Source organism: Streptomyces fildesensis (assembly GCF_016107395.1).
GTDB classification, from domain to species: Bacteria; Actinomycetota; Actinomycetes; order Streptomycetales; family Streptomycetaceae; genus Actinacidiphila; species Actinacidiphila fildesensis.
This window is the reverse complement of the sequence record NZ_JAAIKO010000011.1, coordinates 141,014-167,225: the sequence shown is the minus strand read 5'-3', so window position 1 is coordinate 167,225 and position 26,212 is coordinate 141,014. Positions and strand designations below refer to the sequence as shown.

Annotated in this window: 27 protein-coding genes; 6 read left to right on the top strand and 21 right to left on the bottom strand. The window is 69.2% G+C overall.

The window, feature by feature from the left end:
- Positions 1-106: 106 nt before the first annotated feature.
- The 13 genes from C6N31_RS18535 to C6N31_RS18485 all read right to left on the bottom strand — a co-directional run bounded on the left by C6N31_RS18535 (position 107) and on the right by C6N31_RS18485 (position 13,173).
- Entirely contained in the window at positions 107-823 is a 717-nt protein-coding gene (locus tag C6N31_RS18535; protein WP_164292585.1) for a DUF6390 family protein, read from the bottom strand.
- Positions 824-1,888, bottom strand: a complete 1,065-nt coding sequence (hypE, locus tag C6N31_RS18530) for a hydrogenase expression/formation protein HypE (RefSeq protein ID WP_198357857.1) — start codon at positions 1,886-1,888, stop codon at positions 824-826.
- 8 nt (positions 1,889-1,896) lie between these two features.
- A complete protein-coding gene (gene hypD / locus C6N31_RS18525) occupies positions 1,897-3,000 on the bottom strand; it encodes a hydrogenase formation protein HypD (RefSeq protein WP_138351527.1) in 1,104 nt (367 codons plus the stop codon).
- Positions 2,997-3,293 (bottom strand): HypC/HybG/HupF family hydrogenase formation chaperone, encoded by a 297-nt coding sequence (locus C6N31_RS18520; protein WP_138351528.1) that lies wholly within the window; start codon positions 3,291-3,293, stop codon positions 2,997-2,999. Before C6N31_RS18520 ends, hypD begins: the two co-directional genes overlap by 4 nt.
- Before the next feature lie 83 nt (positions 3,294-3,376).
- The gene (gene hypF / locus C6N31_RS18515) at positions 3,377-5,929 is read right to left on the bottom strand and encodes a carbamoyltransferase HypF (RefSeq protein WP_198357856.1); all 2,553 of its coding nucleotides are present in this window, start codon (positions 5,927-5,929) and stop codon (positions 3,377-3,379) included.
- A gap of 2 nt (positions 5,930-5,931) precedes the next feature.
- On the bottom strand, positions 5,932-6,468 hold the full coding sequence (locus tag C6N31_RS43925; protein ID WP_307811469.1) for a hydrogenase maturation protease: 537 nt from the start codon (positions 6,466-6,468) through the stop codon (positions 5,932-5,934).
- On the bottom strand, positions 6,465-6,584 hold the full coding sequence (locus C6N31_RS46920) for a DUF6893 family small protein (protein WP_381586983.1): 120 nt from the start codon (positions 6,582-6,584) through the stop codon (positions 6,465-6,467). The genes C6N31_RS43925 and C6N31_RS46920 overlap by 4 nt, the downstream gene beginning before the upstream one ends.
- Positions 6,581-8,014 carry a hypothetical protein gene (locus C6N31_RS43920; protein ID WP_232485356.1) on the bottom strand — a complete coding sequence of 478 codons (1,434 nt, stop codon included), beginning with the start codon at positions 8,012-8,014 and terminating at the stop codon, positions 6,581-6,583. Before C6N31_RS43920 ends, C6N31_RS46920 begins: the two co-directional genes overlap by 4 nt.
- On the bottom strand, positions 8,011-8,652 hold the full coding sequence (locus C6N31_RS18505; protein ID WP_138351530.1) for a DUF6084 family protein: 642 nt from the start codon (positions 8,650-8,652) through the stop codon (positions 8,011-8,013). Before C6N31_RS18505 ends, C6N31_RS43920 begins: the two co-directional genes overlap by 4 nt.
- Entirely contained in the window at positions 8,649-9,254 is a 606-nt protein-coding gene (locus C6N31_RS18500) for a DUF5947 family protein (RefSeq protein WP_269283376.1), read from the bottom strand. Before C6N31_RS18500 ends, C6N31_RS18505 begins: the two co-directional genes overlap by 4 nt.
- A gap of 44 nt (positions 9,255-9,298) precedes the next feature.
- Positions 9,299-10,288, bottom strand: coding sequence for a NifU family protein (locus C6N31_RS43915; protein ID WP_198357854.1), 990 nt, complete (start codon positions 10,286-10,288; stop codon positions 9,299-9,301).
- Position 10,289: 1 nt separating this feature from the next.
- Entirely contained in the window at positions 10,290-12,083 is a 1,794-nt protein-coding gene (locus C6N31_RS18490) for a nickel-dependent hydrogenase large subunit (RefSeq protein ID WP_138351532.1), read from the bottom strand.
- Positions 12,084-12,117: 34 nt separating this feature from the next.
- Positions 12,118-13,173: an NADH-quinone oxidoreductase subunit B family protein gene (locus C6N31_RS18485; RefSeq protein ID WP_138351533.1), complete on the bottom strand. Its 1,056-nt coding sequence runs from the start codon at positions 13,171-13,173 to the stop codon at positions 12,118-12,120.
- Positions 13,174-13,449: 276 nt separating this feature from the next.
- Here C6N31_RS18485 and C6N31_RS18480 point away from each other — a divergent pair, with 276 nt between their 5' ends.
- Both C6N31_RS18480 and hypB read left to right on the top strand, forming a co-directional pair.
- Positions 13,450-13,779, top strand: a complete 330-nt coding sequence (locus C6N31_RS18480; protein WP_138351534.1) for a hydrogenase maturation nickel metallochaperone HypA/HybF — start codon at positions 13,450-13,452, stop codon at positions 13,777-13,779.
- A 63-nt stretch (positions 13,780-13,842) separates the two neighbouring features.
- Positions 13,843-14,493, top strand: a complete 651-nt coding sequence (gene hypB, locus C6N31_RS18475; RefSeq protein WP_244808964.1) for a hydrogenase nickel incorporation protein HypB — start codon at positions 13,843-13,845, stop codon at positions 14,491-14,493.
- A gap of 96 nt (positions 14,494-14,589) precedes the next feature.
- Here hypB and C6N31_RS18470 read toward each other — a convergent pair whose 3' ends face one another.
- Both C6N31_RS18470 and C6N31_RS18465 read right to left on the bottom strand, forming a co-directional pair.
- Positions 14,590-15,165, bottom strand: coding sequence for a GNAT family N-acetyltransferase (locus C6N31_RS18470; protein ID WP_138351536.1), 576 nt, complete (start codon positions 15,163-15,165; stop codon positions 14,590-14,592).
- Between the two features lie 101 nt (positions 15,166-15,266).
- Complete coding sequence (locus C6N31_RS18465) at positions 15,267-16,517, bottom strand: GDSL-type esterase/lipase family protein (protein ID WP_138351537.1); 1,251 nt, start codon at positions 16,515-16,517, stop codon at positions 15,267-15,269.
- A gap of 126 nt (positions 16,518-16,643) precedes the next feature.
- Between C6N31_RS18465 and C6N31_RS18460 the strand changes: the two genes are divergently transcribed.
- Together C6N31_RS18460 and C6N31_RS18455 are read left to right on the top strand one after the other, a co-directional pair.
- A complete protein-coding gene (locus C6N31_RS18460; protein WP_138351538.1) occupies positions 16,644-17,243 on the top strand; it encodes an isochorismatase family protein in 600 nt (199 codons plus the stop codon).
- Between the two features lie 58 nt (positions 17,244-17,301).
- Entirely contained in the window at positions 17,302-18,171 is an 870-nt protein-coding gene (locus tag C6N31_RS18455; RefSeq protein WP_138351539.1) for an LLM class flavin-dependent oxidoreductase, read from the top strand.
- A gap of 4 nt (positions 18,172-18,175) precedes the next feature.
- Here the strand turns inward: C6N31_RS18455 and C6N31_RS45930 are convergent, their stop codons facing one another.
- From C6N31_RS45930 to C6N31_RS18430, 5 genes are all read right to left on the bottom strand, one after another.
- Positions 18,176-18,988 carry an RICIN domain-containing protein gene (locus C6N31_RS45930; RefSeq protein ID WP_138351540.1) on the bottom strand — a complete coding sequence of 271 codons (813 nt, stop codon included), beginning with the start codon at positions 18,986-18,988 and terminating at the stop codon, positions 18,176-18,178.
- Between the two features lie 195 nt (positions 18,989-19,183).
- Positions 19,184-19,960, bottom strand: coding sequence for a polysaccharide lyase family 7 protein (locus tag C6N31_RS18445; protein WP_138351541.1), 777 nt, complete (start codon positions 19,958-19,960; stop codon positions 19,184-19,186).
- A 292-nt stretch (positions 19,961-20,252) separates the two neighbouring features.
- Positions 20,253-21,167, bottom strand: coding sequence for an SDR family oxidoreductase (locus tag C6N31_RS18440; protein WP_138351542.1), 915 nt, complete (start codon positions 21,165-21,167; stop codon positions 20,253-20,255).
- Positions 21,164-21,748 (bottom strand): TetR/AcrR family transcriptional regulator, encoded by a 585-nt coding sequence (locus tag C6N31_RS18435; RefSeq protein ID WP_244808963.1) that lies wholly within the window; start codon positions 21,746-21,748, stop codon positions 21,164-21,166. The genes C6N31_RS18440 and C6N31_RS18435 overlap by 4 nt, the downstream gene beginning before the upstream one ends.
- Before the next feature lie 357 nt (positions 21,749-22,105).
- A complete protein-coding gene (locus C6N31_RS18430; protein WP_138351627.1) occupies positions 22,106-22,921 on the bottom strand; it encodes an NPP1 family protein in 816 nt (271 codons plus the stop codon).
- Positions 22,922-23,158: 237 nt separating this feature from the next.
- Here C6N31_RS18430 and C6N31_RS18425 point away from each other — a divergent pair, with 237 nt between their 5' ends.
- Together C6N31_RS18425 and C6N31_RS18420 are read left to right on the top strand one after the other, a co-directional pair.
- Positions 23,159-23,959 carry a hypothetical protein gene (locus C6N31_RS18425; RefSeq protein WP_138351544.1) on the top strand — a complete coding sequence of 267 codons (801 nt, stop codon included), beginning with the start codon at positions 23,159-23,161 and terminating at the stop codon, positions 23,957-23,959.
- 155 nt (positions 23,960-24,114) lie between these two features.
- Positions 24,115-25,203, top strand: a complete 1,089-nt coding sequence (locus tag C6N31_RS18420) for a hypothetical protein (protein WP_244808962.1) — start codon at positions 24,115-24,117, stop codon at positions 25,201-25,203.
- A gap of 45 nt (positions 25,204-25,248) precedes the next feature.
- Here C6N31_RS18420 and C6N31_RS18415 read toward each other — a convergent pair whose 3' ends face one another.
- The gene (locus C6N31_RS18415) at positions 25,249-26,148 is read right to left on the bottom strand and encodes a LysR family transcriptional regulator (RefSeq protein WP_138351545.1); all 900 of its coding nucleotides are present in this window, start codon (positions 26,146-26,148) and stop codon (positions 25,249-25,251) included.
- Positions 26,149-26,212 lie beyond the last annotated feature (64 nt).

Here is a 26,212-nt window from a genome sequence, read left to right as displayed (position 1 = left end):
TGACCGGAAATCCTTGCGCGCCGGCCCGCACTCACGACCGACGCGCGTCCGTAAGGTCACCCGAACGACGGCGCCATATGGCCCCGTCACCCGCCCGGTTCCGCCCTCACCGCGCCATGCTGCTGTGCGCGTTGCGTTGCCGGGCTTCCAGGGACTCGACGCGGGCGACCTGGTCCTCGGTGAGCACGTCGCACACCCAGTCCCAGTGCAGGGCGACCCGGTCGCCGGGGGAGAGCCCGTCGAGCAGCGTCCTGCCGCCGGTCGACCAGCGGACCACCTCCTGCCGCTGCGGCCCGGTCTCCACCGCCGTCCCGCTCCAGCTCAGCGGGCTGGACGTGACGGTCGCCGACTCACCGGCGACGTCCAGGACGACCCCGGTGCGGATGCGGCATTGATCGAGAACGGTCAGAGCGGTCAGGTTGTCGGTCGTGCGGAGCAGATGCGCCCACGGGTAGACGTCGAAGACCTGGAAGCTGTGGTGGGCGAGGGCGCGGTGTGCCGCCTCGCGCCAGGTGCCGCCGATCTGGCCACGGAACCGGTCCAGCATGCGGTCCACCAGTGCCGCGGAACCGGCCTGCTCCAGCAGGTCGTTGCCGATCCAGTAGGCCTCGACCACCCGCTCGTCGAGCGGGTCAGGAATTCCTGCCGCTTCCGCGAGGAATTCGAGGTAGCACCAGGCGCCCTCGAACTGCCGCGCCCGCCGCTCGATTCCGGCGGTCGCGCCGGAATCGAGCAGGGCGGACGCATCGGCCGGACCGCAGTAGCCGAGCTCGTTGGGCGGGTAGGCGTATCGCGCGAAGAGGAGCGCGCCCCGGGCGCTCATTCAGCAGATCCTCGGGAGCTGCTCGCCGATGGGAAGGCCGATCACCCGGGTTCCGCCCAGTCCGGTCCTGGCGACCACCATCCCGGGGTGATCCGGTACACAGGTGCCGATCCGGCGCGCCGACCGGCCCAGCGGGTGTGCCCGCAGCGCCTCCAGCACCTGATCCGCCCATTCGGCGGGCACGATGGCGAGCAGCTTGCCCTCGTTCGCCACCTGCAGCGGATCGAGCCCGAGGAGACTGCAGGCGTCCCGCACCGTCTGCGGGACGGGCAGGTCCCGTTCCACGAGGTCGATGCCGACCTCCGACGCACGGGCGATCTCGTTCAGCGAGGCCGCGACCCCGCCGCGGGTCGGATCACGCAGGACGTGCAGATCCGCGCCCGTGGCGATCATGCCGGCGACCAGGCCGTGCAGGGGGGCGGTGTCGCTTTCGACGGTGGTGCCGAACTCCAGGCCCTCGCGGCAGCTCATCACCGCCACGCCGTGCACCCCGATGTCGCCGCTGATGAGCACGGCGTCGCCGGGCCGCGCGCGACGCGGGTCGATGTCGACCCCGTCGGCGATCACCCCGATACCCGCGGTGTTGATGTAGACGCCGTCACCGCTGGCGCTGTCGACGACCTTGGTGTCCCCGGTGACCAGGCGGACGCCCGCGGCCCGCGCGGCCGTGCCCATCGCCTCGGCGATCCGGCCGAGTTCGCTCAGTTCGGTGCCCTCCTGGAGGATGAAGGCGGTGGAGAGGAACAGCGGCGTCGCGCCCGCCATCGCCAGGTCGTTGACGGTTCCGTTCACCGCCAGGTCACCGATCGACCCGCCGGGGAAGAACATCGGCTTCACCACGAACGAGTCCGTGGAGAAGGCGAGCCGGGTGCCGCCGATGGACAGGACGGCCGAGTCACCCAGCTCCGCTGCCGCCGCCGTGCCGTATGCGGGTAGGAACAGATGCTCGATCAGTTCCCCGGACATCACCCCGCCGCCCCCGTGCCCCATCACGACGGTCGGGGTGTCCCGCAGCGGGACGGGGCAGACCCAGCTCTCGAAATCGAGGTCGCCCACGCGTTGCATCGCATCAGTCACTTGGCATCGACCAGTTCCAGTCGGCGGTAGGTGTAGTACGCGGCACAGGCGCCCTCGGACGACACCATCGTCGCGCCCAGCGGGTTGCGCGGGGTGCACTCCTTGCCGAACGCCGCGCACTCGTGCGGCTTGATCAGGCCCTGCAGGACCTCGCCCGACCTGCACAGTGCCGACTCGGCGGTATGGATGCCGGTCACGTCGAACCGGAGCTCGGCATCGAACTCGCGGTACTTCCCGGAGAGTTTCCAGCCGCTCTGCGGGATCATCCCGATGCCCCGCCAGGTCCGGTCGGTCACCTCGAACACATCGCGCAGCATCTCCATGGCGGGGAGGTTGCCCTCGTCGCGTACCGCGCGGGGGTAGGCGTTCTCCAGTTCGTGGCGGCCCGCTTCGAGCTGGATGACCGTCCGGCGGATGCCTTCGAGGATGTCCAGCGGCTCGAAGCCGGTGACCACGATGGGGACCTGGTACTTCTCCGCCAGCGGCGGGTATTCGGAGGTGCCCATCACGCTGCACACATGCCCGGCGGCGAGGAAGGCCTGCACCCGGCAGGTGGAGGACTCCATGATGGCCGCGATGGCCGGCGGCACCAGGACATGGGAGACCAGCAGGGAGAAGTTCCGCACCCCCAGTCGCTTGGCCTGGTACACGGTCATCGCGTTGGCCGGCGCGGTCGTCTCGAAGCCGATCCCGAAGAAGACGACTTCCCGGTCCGGGTTCTCGCGGGCCAGTTTCAGCGCGTCCAGCGGCGAGTAGACGACCCGGACGTCGCCGCCGGCGCTCTTGACGGAGAACAGGTCCTGGCTGCTGCCCGGCACGCGCAGCATGTCGCCGAAGGAGCAGAAGATGACTCCCGGGCGGGCGGCGATGGCCAGAGCGCGGTCGATGATCTCCAGCGGTGTCACACAGACGGGGCAACCCGGCCCATGGATCAACTCGACGCCCTCGGGCAGCAGTTGGTCGATGCCGTGCCGGATGATCGAATGGGTCTGGCCCCCGCAGACCTCCATCATGGCCCACTGCCGGGTGGTGGCGGCATGGATCTGGTCCAGGAGTTTCTTCGCCAGGTCAGGGTCGCTGAACTCGTCGAGATACTTCATCTGCCGGCTCCTTCTGGGGTTTCCTTGTGCTTGGCCGCGAGTTCGAACCCGTCGCCGAATTCCTCCGCCAGGATTCCGAGCCGCTCGAAGTTGGCCAGCGTGTCCTGCGCCGACCGTTCGTCGAGGCGCTGGATGGCGAACCCGACATGCACGACGACGTACTCACCGATCGTCACGTCGGGGACGTACTGCAGGCACACCTCTTTGCGCACCCCGCCGAAATCGACCTGGGCCATCAAGGTGCCGTCGACTTCGGCGGTACTGAGGACACGCCCCGGAACTGCCAGACACATGGTCCCTCTTCTCTGTGAATCCTGAATTCCTGAATCCCTGGGTATCCGTGGGGAGCCCGGTGGATGCGTCCGGGCCCCGGGGGTCAGCCCGACGCGGCGATCAGCAGCTGGCCGAGGGCGATGCCACCGTCGTTCGGGGGGAGCAGCCGGGGCCGCAGGACGGTGAACCCCCGGCCGGTCAGCATGCGCTGCGCCTCCTCCAGCAGCACGGCGTTCTGGAAGACACCGCCACCGAGCGCCACCACCTCCAGGCCGGACTGCGCACGGCAGATCTCCGCGAGGTCGACGACGAGTACGGCGACGGCGGCGTGGAAGCGGGCGGCGATGTGTTCCGGGGAGATCCCGGCGCGGACGTCGTGCACCACCGCGCGGATCACCGGCCCCGGGTCGGCGACGGCTGGATACGTGGCGTTCGCGGACCGGACGGCGAAGGCGTAGCGGCTCGCCGTCCCGTCGCCGTCCGCCGCTGAGGCGCGGGCCAGGCCCTCCAGCTCGATGGCGGCTTCGGCCTCGTACTCCACCTGATGCCGGACACCGGCCAGCGAGGCGACGGCGTCGAAGAGCCGGCCCATGCTCGAGGTGGGCACACAGCCGAACCCGCTCTCCAACTGGTGAGCCAGGACGTCGCGCTCCCTGACGGGGCAGGCGGCGACGGCCGGCAGGTCGTCGTCCCAGGCGACCCCGGCGGCGCGGAGGTGGGCGAGCGCCATCCGGTAGGGGCGCAGCACACTGGCGTCGCCGCCCGCCAGGGGCACGTAGCCGAGGTGCGCCGCCCTGCGGAACGACGTGTAGTCGGCGATCAGTACCTCGCCGCCCCAGACGGCCCCGTCGGTTCCGTGGCCGGTGCCGTCGAAGGCGACCCCGATCACGCTCTCGCCGGCGCCGAGCCCGTGCTCGCCCATCACGGACGCGATGTGCGCGTGGTGGTGCTGCACCGTCCGCACCGGCCTGCCGTTCGCGTGGGTGCGGGCCCAGACGCCGGACCGGTAGTCGGGATGCCGGTCGGCCACCAGCTGACGGGGCTCGACGCCGGTGAGGCGTTCGAGGTGTCTCTCGGTCCTGGTCAGTGCTTCGACGGTGGACAGGTCGTCCATGTCGCCGATGTGCTGACTGACCCAGGCGTAGCGGCCTTCCCCGAGCGCGCAGGTGTTCTTCAGGTCCGCGCCGACCGCGAGTGTCGGCGGTACGTCGAACGGCAGGGCGAGGGGCAGCGGCGCGTAGCCGCGGGATCTGCGGATCGGGAGCTCCGCTCCCGCGACGAACCGGCTGACCGAGTCGTCGCACGGGACATGGATGGCCCGGTCGTGCCGCAGCCAGCCGTCGACCAGCGGAGCCAGGGTGGCGATGGCTTCCGCGTCGTCGGTGACGATGGGCTCGCCGGACAGATTCGCGGAGGTCATCACCAGCGCGTCCGGGCCCGGCCGGTCGTCCCCGACCCCGAAGAGCAGAACGTGCAACGGGGTGTAGGGCAGCAGCAGTCCGAGGTCGGGGTTGCCCGGCGCCACAGCGTCGGACACGCCGGCCGCCGGCTCCGCCCGGAGCCGCGGCAGGAGCACGATCGGCTTACGGATGCCGGAGAGCAGCTCCCGCTCCTCCCCGGTCATCGTCACCAGCTGTTCGGCGACCCCGGTACCGGCGACCATGACCGCGAACGGCTTGCCACCGCGCTGCTTACGGCGTCGCAGCTCGGCGACGGCCGCGTCGTTGCGGGCGTCGCACGCGAGGTGGTAGCCGCCGAGCCCCTTGATCGCGAGGATCCTGCCGTCGGCGAGCAGTTCCCGTGCGGCGCGCAGGGCGTCCTCGCCGTGCTCCGGGCGACCGTCGTCCTTGCGGACCAGTTCGAGCCGGGGTCCGCAGGTGTGACAGGCGATCGGCTGGGCGTGGAACCGGCGGTCCGCCGGATCGTCGTACTCCGCCCGGCAGTCGTCGCACATGTCGAACGCCGCCATGGTCGTGGCGGCCCGGTCGTACGGGGTACCGGTGACGATCGTGAACCGGGGGCCGCAGTGGGTGCACGTGATGAACGGATGGCGGTACCGGCGATTCGCCGGGTCACTGAGCTCGGTCAGGCACTCCTGGCAGGTGGCGACATCGGGGGAGACGAGCGTACGGGCGCGGCCGCCGTCGCTGGAGTCCTCGATGGTGAACTCCGTACCGCCACGTGTCGGCCGCTCGGAATCCCGCACGCTCTCCACGATGGCGAGCGGAGGGGCGTCCGTGCACAGCCGCCGCCCGAACTCCGCCACCGCCTCCGCGTCGCCCTCGACCTCGACGACCACGCCGGCGCTGGTGTTCGCCACCGAGCCGGCGAGGGCCAGCTCCGAGGCGGTGACGTAGACGAAGGGCCGGAACCCCACACCCTGGACGACACCGCGCACCTCGAACCTGCGCCGGACCCGGCGGGTGCGGGCCTGCCCCATCATCTCCAGACCCGAGAGCGCCTCGCGGGCCTTGTCCTGGTCGATGATCTCCATCGCGAAGCCCATGTGCAGCAGGACCCAGTCGCCGGGGCCGGGGGCTTCGTCGAGCATGCCGATGTTGATCCGCCGCTGTGCGCCCTCCACATCGACCAGTGCGAGCTGCCCGGCAAACCCGTCCACGATCTCCACCACTTGACCAGGAATGCCAAGGCACATGATCAGGACCTCCGGGGAACGGCGGACGGGACGGTCTCGGTGGGTTCGGGCGGCAGCAGACGACGGATCAGCTGATGCACCGCCTCGATCGCGTCGGGTACCGAGGCGCAGACAGCCTCACTGAGCCCGATGCCTTCGTCGATTCCGGCGGGAGTGCAGCCCACGAGGTAGGTGACGGGAAGAGTACCGCCCAATTGATCCAGATTTGCCAGAACTGACACCGGATTCATGCCATGCGCGTCGAATTCACCCGTACCGAGGTGCTCCGCGGTGATCTCCAGCACCGTCACCTCCCCGGGAGGACCGCCCCCGGGGTAGGTGTCGACCAGCACCAGGGCGTCGTACCCGTTGAGCAGGTCATAGGCGAGATGCATACCGCGGATCCCGTAGTCGACCACCTGGACCCGTGACGGGAGGCCGCCGGGTCCGGCCAGTCGGCGCACCACCTCGGGTCCGAAGCCGTCATCGCCGAGAAAGAGATTGCCGACGCCCGCGACCAGCACCCCGCCGGCCACGTCAGGACCTGCTCCCTCGCTCACATCGAACGCATTCTCAGATACCGGCGGATGTCGGGGATCGACTTCACTCCCACAGCCACGACGACCAGCGCCACGGCCGCGGCCACGCCTGTGGTGATCACGCCCAGGGTTCTCATGGGGTCTCCTCTCGGTGTTCCTTGGAGCTCTCGACGGCCAGGGGCTCCAGCTCGTCGGGGGCGAAGTAGAAGTAACGGCCGTACCAGTCGTGCAGGTCCGACGCCGGATCGTCGACGAGGACCAGGGCGACATGCACCGCTCCGTCGACATCCGAGAGCACCGCGGTCACCCGCGCCACCTGGCCGGCGAAGAACAGGTCCTGCGCGTCCGCACGGCGGGACGGGTGCACCCGGACGAGGCTGCCCTTGGCCACCCGGACGCCGTTGATGACGACCGCGTCGGACTCGGGCTGCACCGCGGCGTCGGTCGCGGGATCCCACCACGGGACGCCACCGGTGTCGAAGGGATCGGCGTCGAAGGGTCTCGGCGTGTCGGCAGGAGAAGGACCGGCGGGACCCGCCTGCGGCGCATGCGGATCGCGGAGCAGGCCGTGGAGCTGTTGCAGGTCCGCGGGCGACATGCCGTCGCAACGATCGATGATCTCCCGCGCCCGGGGGTCGGTGGCCCGGGCCTCCGCCTTCTCCTCGTCCGTCATGGTCATCACGCGCAGCGTCAGGATCTCGTCGATCTCGGTGGAGTCGAACAGGGCGCCCGCGCTCTGTTCCGCCACCTCAGGGTGGTCGTACAGGATGATGGGCGCGCCCAGCACGGTGTCGGTGGTCCCGCTCGGTCCCGCCAGCACCGGCCAGCACCGCCGCTGCTGACAGCGGCCGGCCGCACCGGCCGCCTCGTCGGGGGGTTCGAGCAGCGAGACGAACCCGGCCCCGTGCGCCTGCAGGAGCAGATGCGAGCCGATCAGTGACGCGCGGATCGCGGCGTCCTTGTCGGCGGCCGTGTCCGGGTGCTCGTTGTCCACCGACACCGACAGCCGTACGAACCCGTCGTCGGCCGTCCAGCGGGTACGGATCCTGGCCGCCAGTGGTTCGCGGCGTCGCACGATGCGGCCCACCTCGGCGCCGTTCGGATCCGTCAGCGGTTCGGTCTCCGATCCGCCGGTGATGCGGTGCAGTTGATCGAGTTCCTCGTTCCAGGCGAGTGCGGGCAGGATGACTTCCCGCTCCACCGCCTCGTCCCAGCTCAGCACCGACACGCCGTCCACGGTGAGCTGCTCGACCGGGGTGTAGCCGCCGTCCTCGTCGCGCCGTTGCACCTCGCGGACCTGCAGCTGGAGGAAGCGCAGATGGATCGTGACGCCACCGGGCGGCTCGTGCGGGGCCGTGAGGAGGCACTGCATCTCCATGCCCGGGTCCTCACTGAAGCTCGCCGCGGACGCGGACGGCGGCCCGAGGACTCCGAACTGCCAGCGTGACCGGTTCTTGTGCGAACTCGCCCGGTACGGGTAGAGCAGATATCCCTCGTAGAGCACCGCGTCGGCGATCGTGCGGACGTGGTCGAGGCTCACCGGGCCGGCGGGGCTCAGCGCGTTCACAGGACCACCTCGCCGATGTCGGCCAGCAGGGTGTGCACGGTCTCGTCCCAACTGATCAGCCCGCGCCGGGCGCGGAAGTCGGCGATGCGGTCGAGCACGTCCTGGTCCAATCTGATCCAGCCGGAGTTCGGGAAGTAGGACGCGATCATCTGCCGCCACACCGTGACCGGCATCTGATGGCGGGCCTCGCAGTCCCAGGGCACCTGCCGTACGCCGAACCCTGCGGTCCCCTTGGTGAACACCGTGCCGGAGAAGAGCAGCGTCAGCGGCACCGAGCCCTCGCCGAGGGCGTGCAGATAGCGGGAGCCGATCACGTCGAAGTCGTACGTGCAGGGCAGGGCGAGGTCGACCTCGGTGGTACCGGTGAACCCCTGCACCGTCGTGTTGCACTGCATCCAGAGGAAGGGCTTGAGGGTGTCGGACCAGCGCTCCCGATCGCCGAACAGCCCGCGCAGCCCGTCCTGTTCGGTGGCGTCGTAATGCCGTCGCTGCGGCTCGATGCGGACCTGGCAGCGCAGCACGATCGCGTGGATCCGCTCGCCGCTGTCCTCCTCGATCCGCAGCCGCGCGGTGAGTTGCGGCGCGACGGCGTACGGCTCGGCGACGACGTCGAGCACGGAGAAGCCGAGGCCGGTCACGACCGGTCGTCCAGGGTCGCGGGCCGGCTGCGCTCCGCCACGTGGGCGAAGAACGCGTCCATCGCGTCGTGCGCCTCGCGGCCGCCGTCGAAGCCGCGCCACAGGGTCCGCAGCCTGCCGACCAGTTCGTAACAGGCGTCGATGGGCACCAGATGACAGGACCCACCGGAGCCGTCCCCGCGGCGCACCAGCAGTGCCTCCACATCGGGGAGCAGGACGTCCAGTTCGGGATTGGCCTCGACGATGGTGTCCCAGGCGTCCAGCGGCAGTTCGGACTCGGTGGCGCCCGCGGGGCCCGGATAGAACGCGATGGTGCGGCCCTGGACGGAATTGCGGAACAGGAAGGCCAGCCCGACCGGGATCTGCAGGGTGTCCCAGGTCCGCTCGTCGACGGTCGGACCATCGAAGGACAGATACCGCTCGGGGACCGCGCGATAGCGCAGATGCGCGTCCTGATCGCTGAACAGCAGGTAGCAGGCCCGGCAACTGCACATCAGGGCCCGGCTCTCCAGGTTCACCACATGCGAGTGACCCGGGTCGATCGACTCCGCGCACATCTCGCAGCGTTCCCCGGCAACCGGTTGCGGGCGGTTGCGCGTCACCCGGAGCAGGGAGGCCACGGGTGACGTCGAGCGGCTTCCGCTGATCATGTCGCCGCCGGGGTGGGTACGGCGAGCGAGACGGTCGCGCCGTCCGCGAGCAGCGGCAGCGGGTCCAGGTGCAGGTCCGCCGCCTCGACGCAGGCACCGGCCCGCCGCACGTCGTAGTGCGCAAGGCAGGCGGGGCACCGCAGCACCCCGTCATCGGAGGCGCCGCCCAGCCGCCGGGCCAGTACGGCGCCCTCCAGCGGCCGGTCGCACCGGGCACAGCGGTCCCGGAAGGCGAAGAGGTCCGAGCCGATACGGCAGGCCAGCACCGGGACGAGCCCGGCGGTGAACCGGGTGACGGCACCGGGTTCGAGGCCGGCCAGTTCGGGGACGAGCTCCCAGGACGAGCCGGAGTCGTCAGGAGCGGGAACCGTCTCGTGGAGGCGGGAGAACAGCGCCTCGACCGGGACCATCGGCCCGGAGGCTCCGGACTCCCCGTCCGTGGTGGTCTCGACCTCGATCGTGATGATCTCCGGAGCTGCCGCCTCGACGGCGCCCTGCACGGCGAGCTTGAGGGTGGCCGAGGAGGACGGGCAGCCGTCGCAGCTGCCGAGCAGCCGCAGCCGGACCACGCCGTCGTCGGACACACCGAGCAGCTCCACGTCGCCGCCGTGCGAGCCCAGATAGGGCCGTACGCTCTCCAGCGCCTGCTCGACGCGCGTCTCCACGCTGTACGGGTGCAGGCCGTGCACGAGCAGCAGACTCGTCACCAGCTCGTCTGCGGCGAAGGAGGCCAGGACGTCGCCGCTGAGACGACCCTGCTCGTACAGCAGGTCGAGCAGCCGTTCCAGCCCGGCACCGTAGAAATCGGTGACGAGCCGGACCAGTTCCTCGCTGCGTTCGCGCGCGATGGCACCCCCGGACGCACTGGCGGCGATCAGGGTGTCGATGCGCTCACCGGTCACCCGCCAGTCGGACGGCGCGGAGGCGGACGGCGCGGAGCCGGCCGTTGTCACTTCGGGCGCGGGGGACGCGCTGTGCTCCGCCACGTCATTCACTGCCCGCGGACTGGGTGGGGGAGTGCAGCCGCTCGATCTTCTTGCCCTCGCCGAGGTACATGTGCACGCCGCACGGCAGACAGGGGTCGAAGCTGCGCACCGTGCGCATGATGTCGATGCCCTTGAAGTTCTCCCGGTCGTTCTCCTCGAAGATCGGCTGGCCCTGCACCGCGTCCTCGTAGGGTCCCGGTGTGCCGTAGGAGTCGCGCGGGCTCGCGTTCCACGGAGTCGGCGGGTACGGGTGGTAGTTGGCGATCTTGCCGTCGCGGATCACCAGGTGATGCGAGAGGACGCCGCGCACCGCCTCGGTGAACCCGCAGCCGACCGCCTCTTCCGGGACCTCGAACTTCTCCCAGGTCTTGGTGCGTCCCGCGCGGATCTCCACGAGCGCCTTCTCCGCGAAGTGCAGCGCGCAGGCGGCCGCGTACGCCTGGAAGTAGGTGCGCGCCCGGTTGCGCTCGATGGTGTTGCTCCACTGCGGGATGCGCCATTCCAGCTCCACCGGACCCTTGAGCGCGGTCTTGGGGAGATTGATCTGCACGCTGTGGCCGGTGGCCTTGATGTAGCCGATGTCGACCAGCCCGGCCAGCGCCGTGGTCCACAGCCGGGCCAGCGGTCCGCCACCGGTGTCGAGGGCGAGATAGTCCTTGCCGTCGAACCACCGCGGTGACATCACCCAGCTGTACTTGTCGCCCAGGTCCCGCTTCTGCGGCTGCGGGTTGGTGTGCTGGTTCCACGGGTGCCGGCGGTCGACCGGATTGCCGAGCGGGTCGTGGGTCACGAACATCTCCTGCTCTTCCCAGTCGTTGTAGTACGACGAGCCGAGCAGGATGCGGATGCCGAGGTTGATCTCGACCAGGTCGGTGGTGACCAGTTTGCCGTCGACGACGACGCCCGGGGTCACGTACATCTTCCGGCCCCAGTCGGTCATGTCCTTGTACTCGAAGTTGCAGTGTTCGGGATCCTGGAAGGAGCCCCAGCAGCCGAGCAGGATGCGGCGGTTGCCGACCATCTCGTACCCGGGCAGCGCCTCGTAGAAGAAGTCGAAGAGATCGTCGTGCATGGGCACGACCTTCTTCATGAACTCGACGTACCGCTGGAGCCGGGTGATGTAGTCGGTCATCAGCTGGATCGTCGCGACGGTGCCCACACCGCCGGGATAGAGCGTGGAGGGGTGCACGTGGCGGCCCTCCATCAGACAGAACATCTCCCGGGTCATCCGGCTCACCTGGAGTGCCTCACGGTAGAACTCACCGGTGAACGGGTTGAGCGAGCGCATGATGTCGCCGATGGTCTTGTACCCATGGGCTTCCGCGTGCGGGGAGTCGGTCCGATTGGCCTTCTCCAGCACTCCGGGGTTGGTCTCGGCGACCATCTTCTCGCAGTAGTCGACCCCCACCAGGTTCTCCTGGAAGATGTTGTGGTCGAACATGTACTCCGCGGCTTCGCCGAGGTTGACGATCCATTCGCCGAGGTGCGGCGGCTTCACCCCGTACGCCATGTTCTGCGCGTAACAGGAACACGTGGCGTGGTTGTCACCGCAGATCCCGCAGATCCGGCTGGTGATGAAGTGCGCGTCGCGAGGGTCCTTGCCCTTCATGAAGACCGAGTAGCCGCGGAAGATGGAGCTCGTGCTGTGGCATTCCGCGACCACGCGCTGCTTGAAGTCGATCTTCGTGTAGATGCCCAGGCTGCCGACGATGCGGGTGATGGGGTCCCACGCCATCTCCACCAGGCCGTCCTTGCCCTGGGTCCCGCTGCCACCCTTGCGTTGCGTCGCGGTCATTGCGCCGCCTCATCTTTCTGTCTGTTGCGGTGGGTCACCAAGTGCGGGTGGCACCGGTCGTGAGGTCTTTTCCGGGCTTGCGCCACTTGGGCTCCCGGTCGAGCGTGTGCGTCGTGATGTGGCGCAGCCGCCGCATGGTCGCGCCGTACAGTCCGACGGTGTTCGTGGAGAGCTTTCCGCCGGGGGGCTCGTCCATGAACGGCATGAACTTGTCCGGGAATCCCGGCATGGTGCAGCCGATACAGATTCCACCGACGTTGGGGCAGCCGCCGATACCGTTCATCCAGCCGCGCTTCGGCACGTTGCATTTCACGGTGGGGCCCCAGCAGCCGAGCTTGACGATGCATTTCGGCGAACCGTATTCGGTCGCGAAGTCGCCCTGCTCGTAGTAGCCGGCCCGGTCGCAGCCCTCGTGCACGGTCTGGCCGAACAGCCAGGCCGGACGCAGTGCGTCGTCGAGGGGAATCATCGGGGCCTGGTCGGTGGCCATGTACAGCAGATACGTCAGGGTTTCCGAAAGGTTGTCCGGCTGGATGGGGCAGCCGGGGACACACACGATCGGGATTCCGGCCTTGGACTTCCAGTCCCAGCCCAGATAGTCCGGCACTCCCATGGCCCCGGTCGGATTGCCCGCCATGGCGTGGATGCCGCCGTAGGTCGCGCAGGTGCCGACCGCGACGATGGCGGTGGCCTTCGGGGCCAGCCGGTCGAGCCACTCACTGGTGGTCATCGGCTGACCGGTGGCGGGATCGTTGCCGAAGCCCGACCAGTAGCCCTCGTCGTGCAGCTGTTCGTTGGGGATCGACCCCTCGACGACCAGCACGAACGGTTCCAGTTCGCCTCTGTCGGCCTTGAAGAACCACTCGAGGAAGTCGTCGGCGCCGCCGGTGGGGCCGCATTCGAAATCGATGAGCGGCCAGTGCACGGCCACCTGGGGGAGGCCGGGCAGGGCGCCGAGGGCGATCTCCTCGATGCTGGGCTGGGTGGCGGCGGTCAGTGCCACTGAATCGCCGTCACAGCTGAGACCCGCATTGATCCACAGAACATGGATCAATGTTTCTTCCGCTTTTATTGCAGCCTCTGTCGGCATAATGCCGCCGCCTTCCGGGGCCGGAGGCAGATCCGCCGTGCTACGGGGATCGCCTTCGGCTCGCACGTGTGGTGTCGCTCACATTGGTACCATCTAGACTCCGTCAGAGCGCGCTGTCAACACGGGAATCCGCTCGATGGCCGCGGGCTTATCGACAATCATCCGTGGCTCGTATTGGGCCGAACGAGTGATTCACGCGCGAGAGGCCACCGGTCGTATGCGATCCGGCCGGTCACGGAATGTGCCATTAGACGGTGACGCTGGAGCGAGGCGCTGATGCATGAATTGTCGATCACGCAGAGCGTCGTCGACGCGGTATGTGAACGCGCTGCCGGGCGGCCGGTACGGGTGGTGACCGTCCGGGTGGGAATGCTGACCGCGGTGGTGGCCGACGCGATGCGTTTCTGCTTCGATCTGGTCACCGCGGGAACAGTGGCCGAGGGCGCGCGCCTCGAGATCGACCAGCCCGCCGGCGCTGGACACTGCCGTGCATGTGACACCGAATTCACCCTGGCCGATCTGATCCTCCTGTGTCCGTGCGGCAGCGCCGACGTGGACATCACCTCGGGTCAGGAGCTCCAGATCATCTCGATGAAAGTGGGCTGACGTATGTGCGGTACTTGTGGCTGCCACGCCGACGGCGGTACCGGGGGCGGGCACAGCCATCCGGTGAACGGCGAGACGATCACCCTTGAGCAGAGGGTGCTCGCCAAGAACGAGGATGTCGCGTCGCGCAACCGCGACTGGCTGGCCGGCCAGGGGATCGTGGCGGTGAATCTGATGAGTTCACCGGGAGCCGGAAAGACCACGCTGCTGGAACGAACGATCGGTGATCTCGCGGGCAGACGTGCGGTGTCGGTCATCGAGGGCGACCAGGAGACCACGCTCGACGCCGACCGGATCAAGCGGGCCGGATGCGCGGTGGTTCAGGTGAACACCGGTGCGGGATGCCATCTCGACGCGGAGATGATGCACACCGCCCTCGGGTCCCTGTCTCCCGCCCCCGGTTCGCTGATCCTGGTGGAGAACGTGGGCAACCTGGTGTGTCCCGCGATGTTCGACCTGGGTGAGCGCAGCAAGGTCGTCATCATCTCGGTCACCGAGGGCACGGACAAGCCACTGAAATACCCGTACATGTTCGCCGCCGCGGATCTGGTCATCATCAACAAGATCGATCTGCTGCCCTACGTCGACTTCGACGTCGACCGCTGCGCGGAGTACGCGCGGTCGGTGAATCCGAAGGTGCGGGTGCTGACGGTGTCGGCGACGACGGGTGAGGGGATGGATGACTGGTACGACTGGGTGGCGGAGCAGTACTGAGGCGCTCGACCGGTCCGTAGCGGGATGGCGTACGTACTGGCCGGGCGTTCTCCGCCCGGCCAGTACGCAGGTCGTGGCCCCGATCGGGCGGCGGCGTCAGGCCTGGGACCGGGAGGGATCGGCGGCACGCGCGGCACGCCACTCGGGGGCGAGCACCGACCAGATCTCGGTGTCCTGCCGGATGCCCCGATAGAGGGAACTCTCGCGCTGGACCCCGTCCCGGCTCATGCCGAGCCGCTTGGCCACGTTGATGCTCGGTGTGTTCTTCGAGGACACCAGCCACTCCACCCGGTGAATTCCGCGCTCCTCGACCGCCCAGTCGATGATCACACGCACCGCGCGGGTGACCAGCCCGCGGCCGGCGGCGGCCGGCTCCAGCCAGCAACCGGCCTCGCAGGTCTCGGCCTTCGCGTCGAAGACCCGGAACAGGACGCCGCCCACGAGGAGCCCGTCGAGCCAGATGCCGTACAGCCGTCCGGCGTCGGCGGCGGTCTTGTCCGCGTACGACTGGAGCCAGTTCCGCGCCGAGTCGAGGTCGGCGGTCACGTCGGGGAGCCCGACGTGCTGGCCGATGTATTCGCGGCCGCGGTCCATGTGGGCGAGGAACTCCTCGGCCCGCCAAGGTTCCAGCGGCCGCAGTTCGGCTCCGTCACCCAGCGATATCGCGAACATTCTCGTCCTCCTCGGCGATCGTGCGCGGTCCATGGATCTTCGCACGGCGACCCGTGCATTCCGTTGCTGCCCCGTGCACCCTCCGGTGCGGGGCGAACGTCTCAGGCACGCTCGGCGGCGAACGGCCGGCCGGCGCCGAAGGCCAGGGCGCCGAAGCGGTCGCCCATGCGGCGGTGCGTGGCCGCGTCCGGGTGGAGCTGGTCGGGCAGCGGCAGCTCGGCGAAGTCCGCCTCACCGTAGAGTTCACGGCCGTCGAGGTAGTGCAGGTTCGGATCGTCGGCCGACCGCTGCTTCACGACACGGGCCAGTTCGTCCCGGATGACGTTGAGCGTCAGCTTCCCCGCGGCGCGTTCCGCCGGGTCGCCCGCGGCCAGGAACCGGATCTTCCCTTCACTCAGGTTGCTGAAGTCGGGTGCGCTGGGGCCGGGAGTGTCCTCGTGGATGGGGCACAGGACGGGGGAGACGACCAGCAGCGGAACGGTGGGATGCCCCTCGCGGATGGTGTCGAGGAAACCGTGCACGGCCGGGGTGAAGGCGCGCAGCCGCATCACGTCGGTGTTGACCAGGTTGATGCCGATCTTGACGCTGATGAGGTCCGCCGGGGTGTCCCGCAGGGCGCGGGCGGTGAACGGATCGAGCAGCGCGCTGCCGCCCAGACCGAGGTTGATCAGCGCCACGCCACCGAGGGAGGCGGCCAGCGCCGGCCAGGTCGTGGTGGGGCTCGCGGCGTCGGAACCATGGCTGATCGAACTGCCGTGGTGCAACCACACACGGCCGTCCTCCTCCGCCGCCTCCACCGGGGCGTCCGTGCGCAGCGCCACCAGCTGGGTGATCTCGTTGTAGGGCAGCCAGATCTCGACGTTCTTCATCCGGTCGGGCAGACCGGGGAACCGGACGGTGCCGACCGGTCCTGGCCGGTTCTCCACCGACCCGGTGGTCATGTCCACCAGCAGCACATTGCCGCCGGTCACACCGGCCTGCCCGGCGAGGCGGCCATCGACGAGCAGGTCGTACACGCCGTCCGGACGTGGCGGGGCGCCCTGGTAGGCCATCTTGGTGCGGAGGGTGTCCAGCTCGACCGCGGTGGCCCGGGTGCGGAAAACCAGCCGAACGCCGGAAGGCTGCGCCTCCACCATGGCCAGCTGCCCGTCGGAGCACTGCGCGCGGGTCCGCGCGGGCAGCCGGTGCGGCAGCACCCCGTGCTCGGTGAACTCCAGCTCGAGCGCGCCGCGGACGAGGTCCGCGGTGACGGGCGTGGTGGTCCAGTCCGTGCCCTGAGGCTCTGTGCCCGGGGGCTCCGTGTCCTGGGACGGGATGGCGGAGCCGGCGACGGGGTCGTGCTGAGAGGTCATGATCCCACCTTGTCAACCGGTTACCGGGTCCGCACATGATTTACCGGTCCGCCGCCCCGAGCCCGGCGCCGCAGGCCGCTCGGAATCCGGTGGAGGTGCGCAACGTCCCCGGTCATGATGGGCGCCATGAGCAATCGTGTACCTCCCGTCCAGAGCCTGATCGTCGTCGACGTCCAGTCGGCCTTCGTCTCCGGTGCGGGGGCGGTGCCCGCGGCGGACCGGCTCGTGGACCGGACGACGGATCTGATCGCACGGGCCCGGAAGAGCGGTGCGCTCATCGTCCATCTCCAGAACGACGGTCCGGCCGGAGCGGAGGACGAGCCCCACACGCCCGGCTGGGAACTCCACCACCCCATCGAGGCCGGCCCCGCGGAAGTCGTGATCCGCAAGCCCAAGGACGATGGCTTCAACGGAACGTCACTGGGCACCCTGTTGACCGCATCGGGGGTGCACGCGCTCGCCGTCTGCGGGGTGATGTCCGAGATGTGCGTCCAGGCGACGGCCCGCACGGCTCTGGCGCTGGGATACCGGGTCGTTCTGCCGCACGACGCCCACGCGACGCAGGACATCCCGGCGGCACCCGGAATCAGCGACGGGATCCCGGCCGCCACGGTGTCACGGGTCGCCGAATGGGCCCTCGGCAACGAGGCCGAGGTCATCGCCCACGCCTCGGATGTGACCTTCGCGCCCCCGCTCCCGCGGCCCGCCGATCCCACCCGCGACTGATCGTGAGACCTCGGGCGGCATGATTGCCGCGCCTGCCGCGAGGGGGCAGGATGCGGGGATGCGCTTCTCGATCAACATTCCGAACTTCGGGGACTTCGCCGACGCAAGGGCGGTGGCGACGGTTGCCGCAGCGGCTGAGCAGGCGGGCTGGGACGGGCTGTTCGTCTGGGATCACGTGGTCCACGACAAGATCCAGCGACGCGGCCAGGCCTTCGGGGATCCATGGATGCTGCTCACCGCCGCGGCGTTGGCGACCTCCCGGATCAAACTGGGCACGCTGGTCACTCCGGTGGCGCGCCGGCGTCCCCAGCAGCTCGCCCGTCAGGTGGCCACCCTGGACGCACTCAGCGGCGGACGGGTGATCTTCGGTGCGGGACTGGGCGGGCCGATCGAGGACGAGTACGGCAGCTTCGGCGAGCCGACCGACCCGGTCGTGCTGGCCGAGCGGCTGGACGAGGGACTGGACCTGCTGGGGCGCTACTGGTCGGGCGACCCGGTGAACCATCACGGGAAGCACTACGAAGTGCGGGACGTGACCCTGCTCCCCGCCACGGTGCAACGCCCCCGCCCGCCCGTCTGGATCGCCGGATTCTGGCCGAACCGTCCGCCGATGCGGCGGGCCGCCCGCTGGGACGGCGCGGTTCCGCTGTTCACCTCCGCCAAACACGGCCACGTACCGCATGTCGAGGAGGTCGTGGACCTGGTCGCCTATGTCCGGCGGCATCGCGAGGACCGGCACGAGGTGCCCTTCGAGTTCGTCCTCGGTGGCGCCAGCCCCGCCGACAGCGCCAAGGCGCACGACCTGATCGGGCCGCTGCTCGACGCCGGTGCCACCTGGTGGGACGAACGTCAGCTCCAGACCAGCGATGAACTCGACCGGCTCGCACCGGTGCTGCGCCGCATCGAACAGGGTCCGCCGGCCTTCTAGGCCGTCAGCCGACCCTGTTCAGCAGCCACTTCTGGGCGTCGGTCTGGTTGCTCTCCCACTGCTGGACGTTGGCGTGGTTGGCCGTGCTGGCGTTGTCGACGTCGAGGACCTTGCCGCTGTTGACGTTCGTCAGGGTGTAGCTGCCGCACGCCAGTCGGTGGATCAGCCACTTCTGGGCGTTGGAGCCGTTGGCCTCCCACTGCTGGACGTTGGCGCCGTTGTGCGTGCCGGCGCCGCTCACGTCCAGAGCCTTGCCGCTGTTGGCGCTGATCACGATGTGGACGCCATCGCCGAGCGGGTTGATCCGCCACAACTGGGCCTTGGAACCGTTGGGTTGGTACTGCTGGACGTTGGCGCCGGAGGCCGAGGCGGCGTTCACCACGTCGAGTGCCTTGCCGCTGTTGACGTTGGCCAGGGTGTAGATCCCGGCGGTGAGCGAGGCGAGCTGCGGGGCGGGTTCCTCGAGCCGCACAGAGGAGACCGCGTCGTTCAGGTCCTCGATCGGACAGTCGTCGAGGAGGCCCGCACCCCTTGACCCGCTTCTCCTGACACCGGTCAGGCCCTGCCCCGGGTCCAGGCCGATCTCCCGGCCCCCGTAGTCCGCATGGTCGAAGCAGCCGACGTAGTACCGCGTGTGGTTCACGATCGACGAGGCGCGGTCGTTGAAGCCGTGGTCCTGGAGATCGGCGATGCTCTGGTCGGAGATCAGGATCTCGCCGGATCTGTTCCCCTCGTTGAAGCCGGCGTCGTCGTACAGCGCCCAGTAGTCCTCCGGACAGGCGTACCTGCCCGCGCCGCGGATGATCCTGACCGTCACGTCGCCCTCCCCGGTGTCGTCGCTACCGTAGGTGAGCGCGGGATTGCCCGTCCACGGTGCCGCGGGCCGAGCGGCGTGATCCGGTCAGGCCCGCCTCCGTGCACCCGCGAAAGGCCCGGTGCCGCGTTGCGTGGGGCAACGACCCAGGGGAATGCGCCTGGGCACCGGGCCTTCCGTGTGCTCTGCGGGGACCGCTCAGCTGTGGGAGACGGTCAGCCCGTAGAAGGCGACTCGCGCGCCCTTGGTGGTGCTGTCGGAGGACGACTGGTTGTACGAGCCGGCCTTGAAGTACTGCTTGTACGGGTTGAAGGACGACGGGATCGCGTAGTGCGTCGTGCTGCCGTTGACCGTCAGGTCGATCGTGTGACCGCCGGAGACGGCGATCGTGTAGCTCCACGTCTTGCCGACCGCCACGTGGCCGACGGTGTGCGGCGTCTGGCCGCCGGAGGGCGAGTTCTCGAGGCCCGCGACGATGTCGCCGTTGGAGTGGTAGTAGAGCTCGATCAGCGGCTTCGTGGAGGATCCGCCGGTGCCGAGGTGGATCTGTCCGACGCAGACGTTCGACGTCACGGACACCACGCGCAGCGTCGCGTTGAGCTTGTGGGCGCCGCTGAGCGACCAGTTCGCGGAGCTGCCGTTGGCGTTCATCTCACGGAGTTCGGAGCGGGCGTAGTTGGAGTTGGGGGTGGTGACGCCCTTCTCCGGCGCCCAGAAGGTCATGGCCCCGTCGCGGGTGTCGGTGTAGAAGTACGAGTCCTGGAACCCGTTCGGGCCCTGGAGCCGGGACGACGAGATGGTGGTCGGCGAGCCGGGGGAGCCGACCGGCTCCTGCAACTGCCATACGGACAGGTTGAAGTTGCCACCGGGCGCGACGGAGGGGGACGCCGCGTCGGCGTTGGCGCCCAGCAGGCCGAGCGTGCCGGCTATGCCCGCTGCGGTCGCCAGAGCGAGGACTTTGGAACGAAGTTTCATGTGGGGGGCCTTCCAGCGCTTGTTCAAGAACGTGAACTAGGTCTAGTCCAACGTGGCGCCAGATCTGAATAGCACGGCCTCGTTGCGCCGTCAACGACAGTCTCCGCGCGTAGAGTTCATCGCTGCAGTTCAGGGCTTCATCATTGGAGAAGAGAAGCGTGCCGGGAGCTGTGCTTCCCCCGGTTTCGGCCGGACTGCTTCGCGGCCGTATGAACTCGCCGCGTATCGCACGGAGTTCATATCCATGGACGGAGAACTGCTCGGCGGACGCCGTTATGGCCACCCGGTGCTGTCAGAGCGGCTCTCCGAGCGGCCCGTACTCCTTCTCCAGGGACGCGGCCCAGTGGGCGGCGAAGTCCGGCTGTGTGCCGTCCGCGTCGGTGAATCCGTACTCCTCGTACAGGCCCCAGGTGGCCAGCGCCCGACCGCTCTTGGTCATGATGCCGGGGTCGGCGGCCAGTGCGGCGATCGCCCGTCCCAGATAGGCCGGGGTCTCGGAGTGTGCGAAGTTCGGGTCCTTGGCCACCCCGTCGCGCCAGTTGTCCTCGGTGACGCCGAAGGTCTCCAGCATGGCCTCCGAGCGCAGGAAGCCGGGCGTGATCGCGACCGCGGCGACGCCGTGCGGTTTCAGTTCGGCCGCCTGCGCGACGGCGAGGCGGATCACGGAGGACTTCGCCAGATCGTAGAAGAACGATCCGCGATAGCGGGCGGTGTTGCCGTCGGTGACTTCCACCACCAGGCCGCTCTTGCGGGCGACCATCAGCGGCAGGGCGAAACGGCTGGTGATCACGTGCGTCTCGACCGCCTGCCGCAGCAGCCGGATCCCGGTGTCCAGGTCCTGCTCCCACAGCGGGTGTTCCCAGTCGGTGAGCGGATCGCCGCCCCACACGGAGTTGACCAGGATGTCCAACTGCCCGCTCTGCTCGGCCGCGATCCGGTCGACCAGGGCGCGGACCTCCGCCGGCCGGCTGTGGTCGGTGCGCACCGGGATGCCGAGGCCTCCGGCGGCGGTGACCGCCTGCGCGGTGGCCTCGATGGTCTCCGGCCGGTCCAGGTCGGAGGGTCCGGCCGCGCTGCTGCGGCCGGTGACGTACACCGTCGCGCCCGCGGCGCCGAGGGCGACGGCGACACCCCGCCCACCGCCCCGGGTGCCTCCGGCGACCAGGGCCACTTTGCCGGTCAGTGGCCGGATCTCATCGTTGTTCACTGCTTCTCCAGGATTGACCGGTCGGGTGGCTGGAGGTGGGGCGAGAGCGCGGCGTCGATCCCTTGCCGGAGCCGCTGGGCGAGGGTGCCCTGGCGGTCGAGCGCCCACATCAGGCCCGTGCCGGCGGTGGCTGCCTGTACGGACCGGGCCAGAGCGACGGTGTCCGTTCCCGCGCGCAGCGCGCCGGTGGACACCGCTTCCGCCAGCAGGCTCTCCACCGCCTGCCCCTGGGCCTGGTGAACGGCCAGGGCGTGCTGGTGGAACTGCGGATCGGTCAGGTCGATGCACAGAAAGGCCAGGTGGTTGGCGTACATCTCGGGCGAGGCCATGGGGGCCATCGACTCCACCGTCAGCGTCACGAGGGCATCGAGGGCCGGCTCGTGCTCGGATCGCGTGCGTCCGAAGAGTGCTCCGGCGTCCTTCGCGGACTGCTCGGCGAGCGCCAGCAGCAGACCGCGCTTGGAACCGAACCGCTGCACGAGCGTGGCGGGGACCATCCCCACCTCCCGGGCCACGACCGCCAGAGTGAGCCCCGCGGGACCCACCCGGCCGACCACCTCGGCCGTCGTACGAAGAATCACCGCGTCATCCACTCCGCGAGGGCGTCCTGTCACCATGACCCCCTCCAGTTAGTAAATGCACGTTCATTTATTAAAGCGCCTGGTCGTCCGCGCCGCAAGCGTGGCGTGGGACCGTCGCCGGAGAGGCGGGTGGGCGCGAAGAGAGAACCGGAGGTCCAGCCGTCGTTCCCCCCACGGGACGACGGCCGGACCCCCGCTGTCGCTGCTGGCCATGTGCAACGAGAACTGAACGTACGCGAGCGCTCTACGCACGGCTACCGTGCCGGGGGAATGTGGCCGAGAATCAACCGAAAAGAGTCGAACACCTGCGCAGCGCGCGCAGCCGTCGGACCTACGCCACCGGACGGCCGATCGATGTCAGGCGTAGGGGTCGAACGGGATGCCGGCAGGCTTGGAGTTGTTGAGGGCGTCGTTGAAGGTGCTGTCCGAAATCTTGATCGTGGCAGCGCCGAAGTTCGCGTTCATGAGCTTGTCGCGCAGACCCGTCGGGTAGCCGTTCCAGCCGACGAGGCGCGGATAGAACCAGCCACCGGTGACGTTCTCCGGCGGCTCGTCGTTGTTGTTCGCGAGGCGGTAGAAGTGGGTCGAGGCGCCGTCCTTGTTGTAGACGACCTTCGGGTGGGTGCCGTCGAAGCGCACCGACGAGCGCGGATACCACTTCCAGCCGCTGTGCTGCGACGTCGAGACGTACTGGACCTGGTTGTCGTTGATCCACACCACGACGTGTTCCCAGTCGTGCCGGTGTCCGATGGCCGCGGGTCCGAGGGTGGCCTGGTCCTTCTCGAAGTAGCCGGCGTACACGACCGCGCACCAGCCGTTGTTGCACTTCTCGCGCGAGTACGTGTTGGAGTTCGCCAGCTGGGGGTAGTCGTGGCAGTGGCCGTTCACATCCCCGCCCGGTTTCAGGCCGGGGTTGAGGGTGCCGTCGGTGCCGATGGCGGCGGTCGCGTAGCAGCCGTCCCCGTCGTAGTCGAAGGCCGGGGAGAAGGACTGCTCGAGACCGTCGGCGTTCTGCGGCAGCGACTGGAGGATGGAGGCGCTCGCGTCGGTGGGGACCATCATCACCAGAGCCGCCGCGCTGAGGACACTTGCGAGCGCGGACCGGCGGAACCTTCCCGGACGCGTCGGACGGCGGATCGCCGCTTTCCCGGGGATTGTCGTCGACGACAGCATGCTGCGCACATCAACTCCATAGCAATGCATATGGGGTGAGAAATCCTCGCCCGGATTCCTGGCTGGGAATTGGGCAACTCTACGACGGTGACGTCGGCCGCAGAAGTCTCCGGACGAAAGGTCCGGTGTCCCGGACATGAATTGCGAACCTACTGAACGATGCGGAATCAGCAGCGCAACGGGGGTCCGGCCGGCCTGGCGGGGGCTGTGTCAGTGGTCCGTGTGAGACTGCGTCACATGTCTCTCGCCGATCTCACTCTTGACCAGTGGCGGTCGCTCGACCTGCCGGCCGCCCGATGTTTCGCGCAGCTGGCCGCCGACCGGGTCGGCGGCCGCGTGTCCCTGGTCGGCGCCGTCGAGCACCTTGGCGCGCCGTGGCACCGCGCCCGCATCGAGAAGGACGGGCGGGAGTTCGCCCTGATACCCGGCGGCGAAGTGACGCTCGGATTCGACGTCGACGCCTGGCAGCCGACTGCGGGGCAACTCGCCGACTACGCGGAGAGCTTGGAAGAGGGCTTCGGCTACGGATCGGACCTGAAGGCGCATCTCGCCGAGCTGGTCGGTCCGCGGCGGACCGTCACGTTGGCCACGGTGCTCATGAGCGTCGAGGACGTGGATCTCACCGAGCTGCCTGCCGACATGCCGGCCCTGCTCGCGGAGAGCGGTGCGCGGATGCCGAGCGCCGACGAGTGGGAGTACGCCTGCGGAGCAGGGGCGGCCACGCTGTTCCGGTGGGGCGACGAGTGCTCCCTCGACCGGACGCCGTACGAGGACGGCACCGGACCCCAGCATGAGCTGAGCGCCTTCGGGCTGCGCATCGCCTACGACGTCTACCGCACGGAACTGAGCAGTGATGTGACCGCCGTTCACGGTGGTGACGGCGGGGAGGCGGTCTGCGGGGGCTATGGCAACCTGTTGGCGTGGCTGCCGCTGGCCACCGCCAACCGCAATCCCTTTCTGGCCGAGTTCGTGTACGGCCCGGACGGCGAGGGAATCTGTGCGGAATTCTCCACGCGCCATGTCCTCACGCTTGCCTAGCCTTTCCGTTCGCTGCGTTGCCGTGCGGTCGGTACCGTCGATGCGGCCGATTCGTTCGATGCGGTCGATGCGGTTGCCGGGAGGAAATCGACTGTTCTGCCGGCGGTCCGCGGAAAGATCTTTCGGTGTATGCCGGTTCACGGCACAATCGCTCCGTGACGATCACTGAAACCCCCGGTCCCCATCGCGCAGGACCGGTCGCCCTGGTCCGCGGATTCCTGGCCGCCGGGGTGGCCGGTGCCGCGGTGGCGTGCGTCGTCGTCGGGATCGTGATCGGGAACGTGGCCCTGTGGTGTGTCGGCGGCGGGCTCCTCGTTCTGACGGTCGTGGTCATGACCGTCGCGGGGCGGTTGAAGCGTGCGCGGACGCCACCTCAGGAGAAGCGCCGGGCGCTGGCCATGATCGAGAGCCGGCGCGCCACCAGCGGTGAGTCGGCGGACGTTCCGATCAGGTTCGTCCTGACGGTGGCGCCGGACGACCGGGCCGCCTACCGGGTCGAGTTCTCCCAGCCGATCAACCTGGTCGACGTTCCCGACTACCGGCCGCGCGGCATCGTGGTGGTCGAATACCCCGCCGACGAACCATGGGCTGTCAGGATCATCACCGAACCGGACCAGGAGTGGGCGGCCAGGGCGGCGGAGGCGTTGCTCGACTCCGCGCCCGAGTCCAGTCTGGTGAAGGATCCGACCAAGTGGGGTTCGTGCTGCCTGATCGGCGTCGCGGGGATTCTCATCGGTGCGGCGATCGTCGTTCTGCTGTTCCGCGCGGAACTGTTCCGCGATGAGGGCGGGGACGGGGTGAAGTCCGCTGGAACGGGCAGCTCTTCGTCCTCCACGACCACCTCCTCGTCGAGCACGACGACCGCACAGACCTCGGAGTCGATGCTGCAGGACGGACGGATGCGCCGTACCGCCGACGCGATGATCGCGGCCCACTCGCCGATGGCCGTCGAATTCACCATCGAGGACCACCGGATGTCGGCCCGCGGCGTCGGCCCGGCTGATGCGACCGCTGCTCACCCACCCATCGACCTGCGGACCCTGCCGTACGAACGGCTCCCCGGCCTGGTCCACGAGGCGCGCACCACGCTCGGGATCAGCGACGCCGGCACCTGGCACATCGATGTCGACCACGACCCGAAGACCAAGGCGTTGCTCATCCGTGTGACGGTAACGGACGCTCACCGGTCGGCCTTCCTGCTCGCGGACGCGCTGGGCCGGGTCACCCAGCGCGGCGGCCGCTGACCAGGGGCTCTGACGCGGGGCCTCCGACGTCCGGTCGGGCGGCTCTCAGCGGGTGGCGGCTCCGCCCGCGATCTCGTGCAGCTGATCCCGCAGGGTGAGCGCCGCGGGCAGCGGGGCGGCGGGTAGCGCGGTGTGGATGGTCCGGCGGGGGAGAGGGCTGTCGAGCGGGCGCAGTACGAGTTCGGCCGGGACTGCCCACGCGGCCAGCGCAGGGACCAGCGCGACGCCCAGGCCGGCGGCGGCGTAGCCGAACTTCCCGGTCCACTCGGCGATTCTGATGAGCTTCCGGGGAGTGAAACCCGCCCGGGCACAGGCGTCGTCGAGGAGGGTGGGCCGGCCGGCGGGTGGGTCCTGGAGCCACGTCTCGTCGCGCAGGTCGCGCAGGTCGATCGTCGCGGTCGCGGCCAGCCGGTGCTCGCGGGGGAGAACGACGAGCAGCTCGTCCTGCAGCAGTTGGGTCGTCGTAACGCCCTCGGCCGTCGGGAGGCCGGACGGGTAGTCGCTGACCACGGCAAGGTCGAGAGCTCCGTCCGCGAGGCGCTGCACCAACGCGTTGCTGCGGCCTTCCACGGCGATGACTTCGATGTCGGGCCGTGCCTGATGGAACGCCCGCAGGGCGGCGGGCACCAGGGAGATGTTCGCGGTCGCGAACGCACCAACACGCAGCGTCCCGCCGTGCCCCGCGTGGATGGCGGCGACCTCCCGTTCCGCCCGCGCCAGGCGATCGAGCACGTCCACTGCGTGGCGATGCAGCGCGTGGCCTGCGGGGTTCAGCCGTACACCACGGGGGAGCCGCTCGAACAGCGGCCCGCCCGCCCGCTGTTCGAGCGTGGCGATCCGGCGGGACACCGCGGATTGTGTGTAGCTGAGCCGGACCGCGGCCTGGGTGAACGACCCCGTGTCGGCGACGGTGACAAGCAGACGCAGTGCGTCGATCTCAAACACATTCCCCCCATGCATGGCTGCGATGCATTGTAGTCGCTGGTGGAATGCCTTGCCCCGTCCTAAC

What these genes read in the sequence shown, in the direction of transcription:
- C6N31_RS18455 (WP_138351539.1), top strand. Translation starts at nt 17,302, where the DNA reads ATGCGCTTCTCGATCAACATTCCGAACTTCGGGGACTTCGCCGACGCA.
- C6N31_RS18520 (WP_138351528.1), bottom strand. Translation starts at nt 3,293, where the DNA reads ATGTGTCTGGCAGTTCCGGGGCGTGTCCTCAGTACCGCCGAAGTCGAC.
- C6N31_RS18490 (WP_138351532.1), bottom strand. Translation starts at nt 12,083, where the DNA reads ATGACCGCGACGCAACGCAAGGGTGGCAGCGGGACCCAGGGCAAGGAC.
- hypF (WP_198357856.1), bottom strand. Translation starts at nt 5,929, where the DNA reads ATGTGCCTTGGCATTCCTGGTCAAGTGGTGGAGATCGTGGACGGGTTT.
- C6N31_RS18485 (WP_138351533.1), bottom strand. Translation starts at nt 13,173, where the DNA reads ATGCCGACAGAGGCTGCAATAAAAGCGGAAGAAACATTGATCCATGTT.
- C6N31_RS18535 (WP_164292585.1), bottom strand. Translation starts at nt 823, where the DNA reads ATGAGCGCCCGGGGCGCGCTCCTCTTCGCGCGATACGCCTACCCGCCC.
- C6N31_RS18480 (WP_138351534.1), top strand. Translation starts at nt 13,450, where the DNA reads ATGCATGAATTGTCGATCACGCAGAGCGTCGTCGACGCGGTATGTGAA.
- C6N31_RS46920 (WP_381586983.1), bottom strand. Translation starts at nt 6,584, where the DNA reads ATGAGAACCCTGGGCGTGATCACCACAGGCGTGGCCGCGGCCGTGGCG.
- hypE (WP_198357857.1), bottom strand. Translation starts at nt 1,888, where the DNA reads ATGCAACGCGTGGGCGACCTCGATTTCGAGAGCTGGGTCTGCCCCGTC.
- C6N31_RS18425 (WP_138351544.1), top strand. Translation starts at nt 23,159, where the DNA reads ATGTCTCTCGCCGATCTCACTCTTGACCAGTGGCGGTCGCTCGACCTG.
- hypD (WP_138351527.1), bottom strand. Translation starts at nt 3,000, where the DNA reads ATGAAGTATCTCGACGAGTTCAGCGACCCTGACCTGGCGAAGAAACTC.
- C6N31_RS18465 (WP_138351537.1), bottom strand. Translation starts at nt 16,517, where the DNA reads ATGACCTCTCAGCACGACCCCGTCGCCGGCTCCGCCATCCCGTCCCAG.
- C6N31_RS18460 (WP_138351538.1), top strand. Translation starts at nt 16,644, where the DNA reads ATGAGCAATCGTGTACCTCCCGTCCAGAGCCTGATCGTCGTCGACGTC.
- C6N31_RS18470 (WP_138351536.1), bottom strand. Translation starts at nt 15,165, where the DNA reads ATGTTCGCGATATCGCTGGGTGACGGAGCCGAACTGCGGCCGCTGGAA.
- C6N31_RS18445 (WP_138351541.1), bottom strand. Translation starts at nt 19,960, where the DNA reads ATGAAACTTCGTTCCAAAGTCCTCGCTCTGGCGACCGCAGCGGGCATA.
- C6N31_RS18430 (WP_138351627.1), bottom strand. Translation starts at nt 22,921, where the DNA reads ATGCTGTCGTCGACGACAATCCCCGGGAAAGCGGCGATCCGCCGTCCG.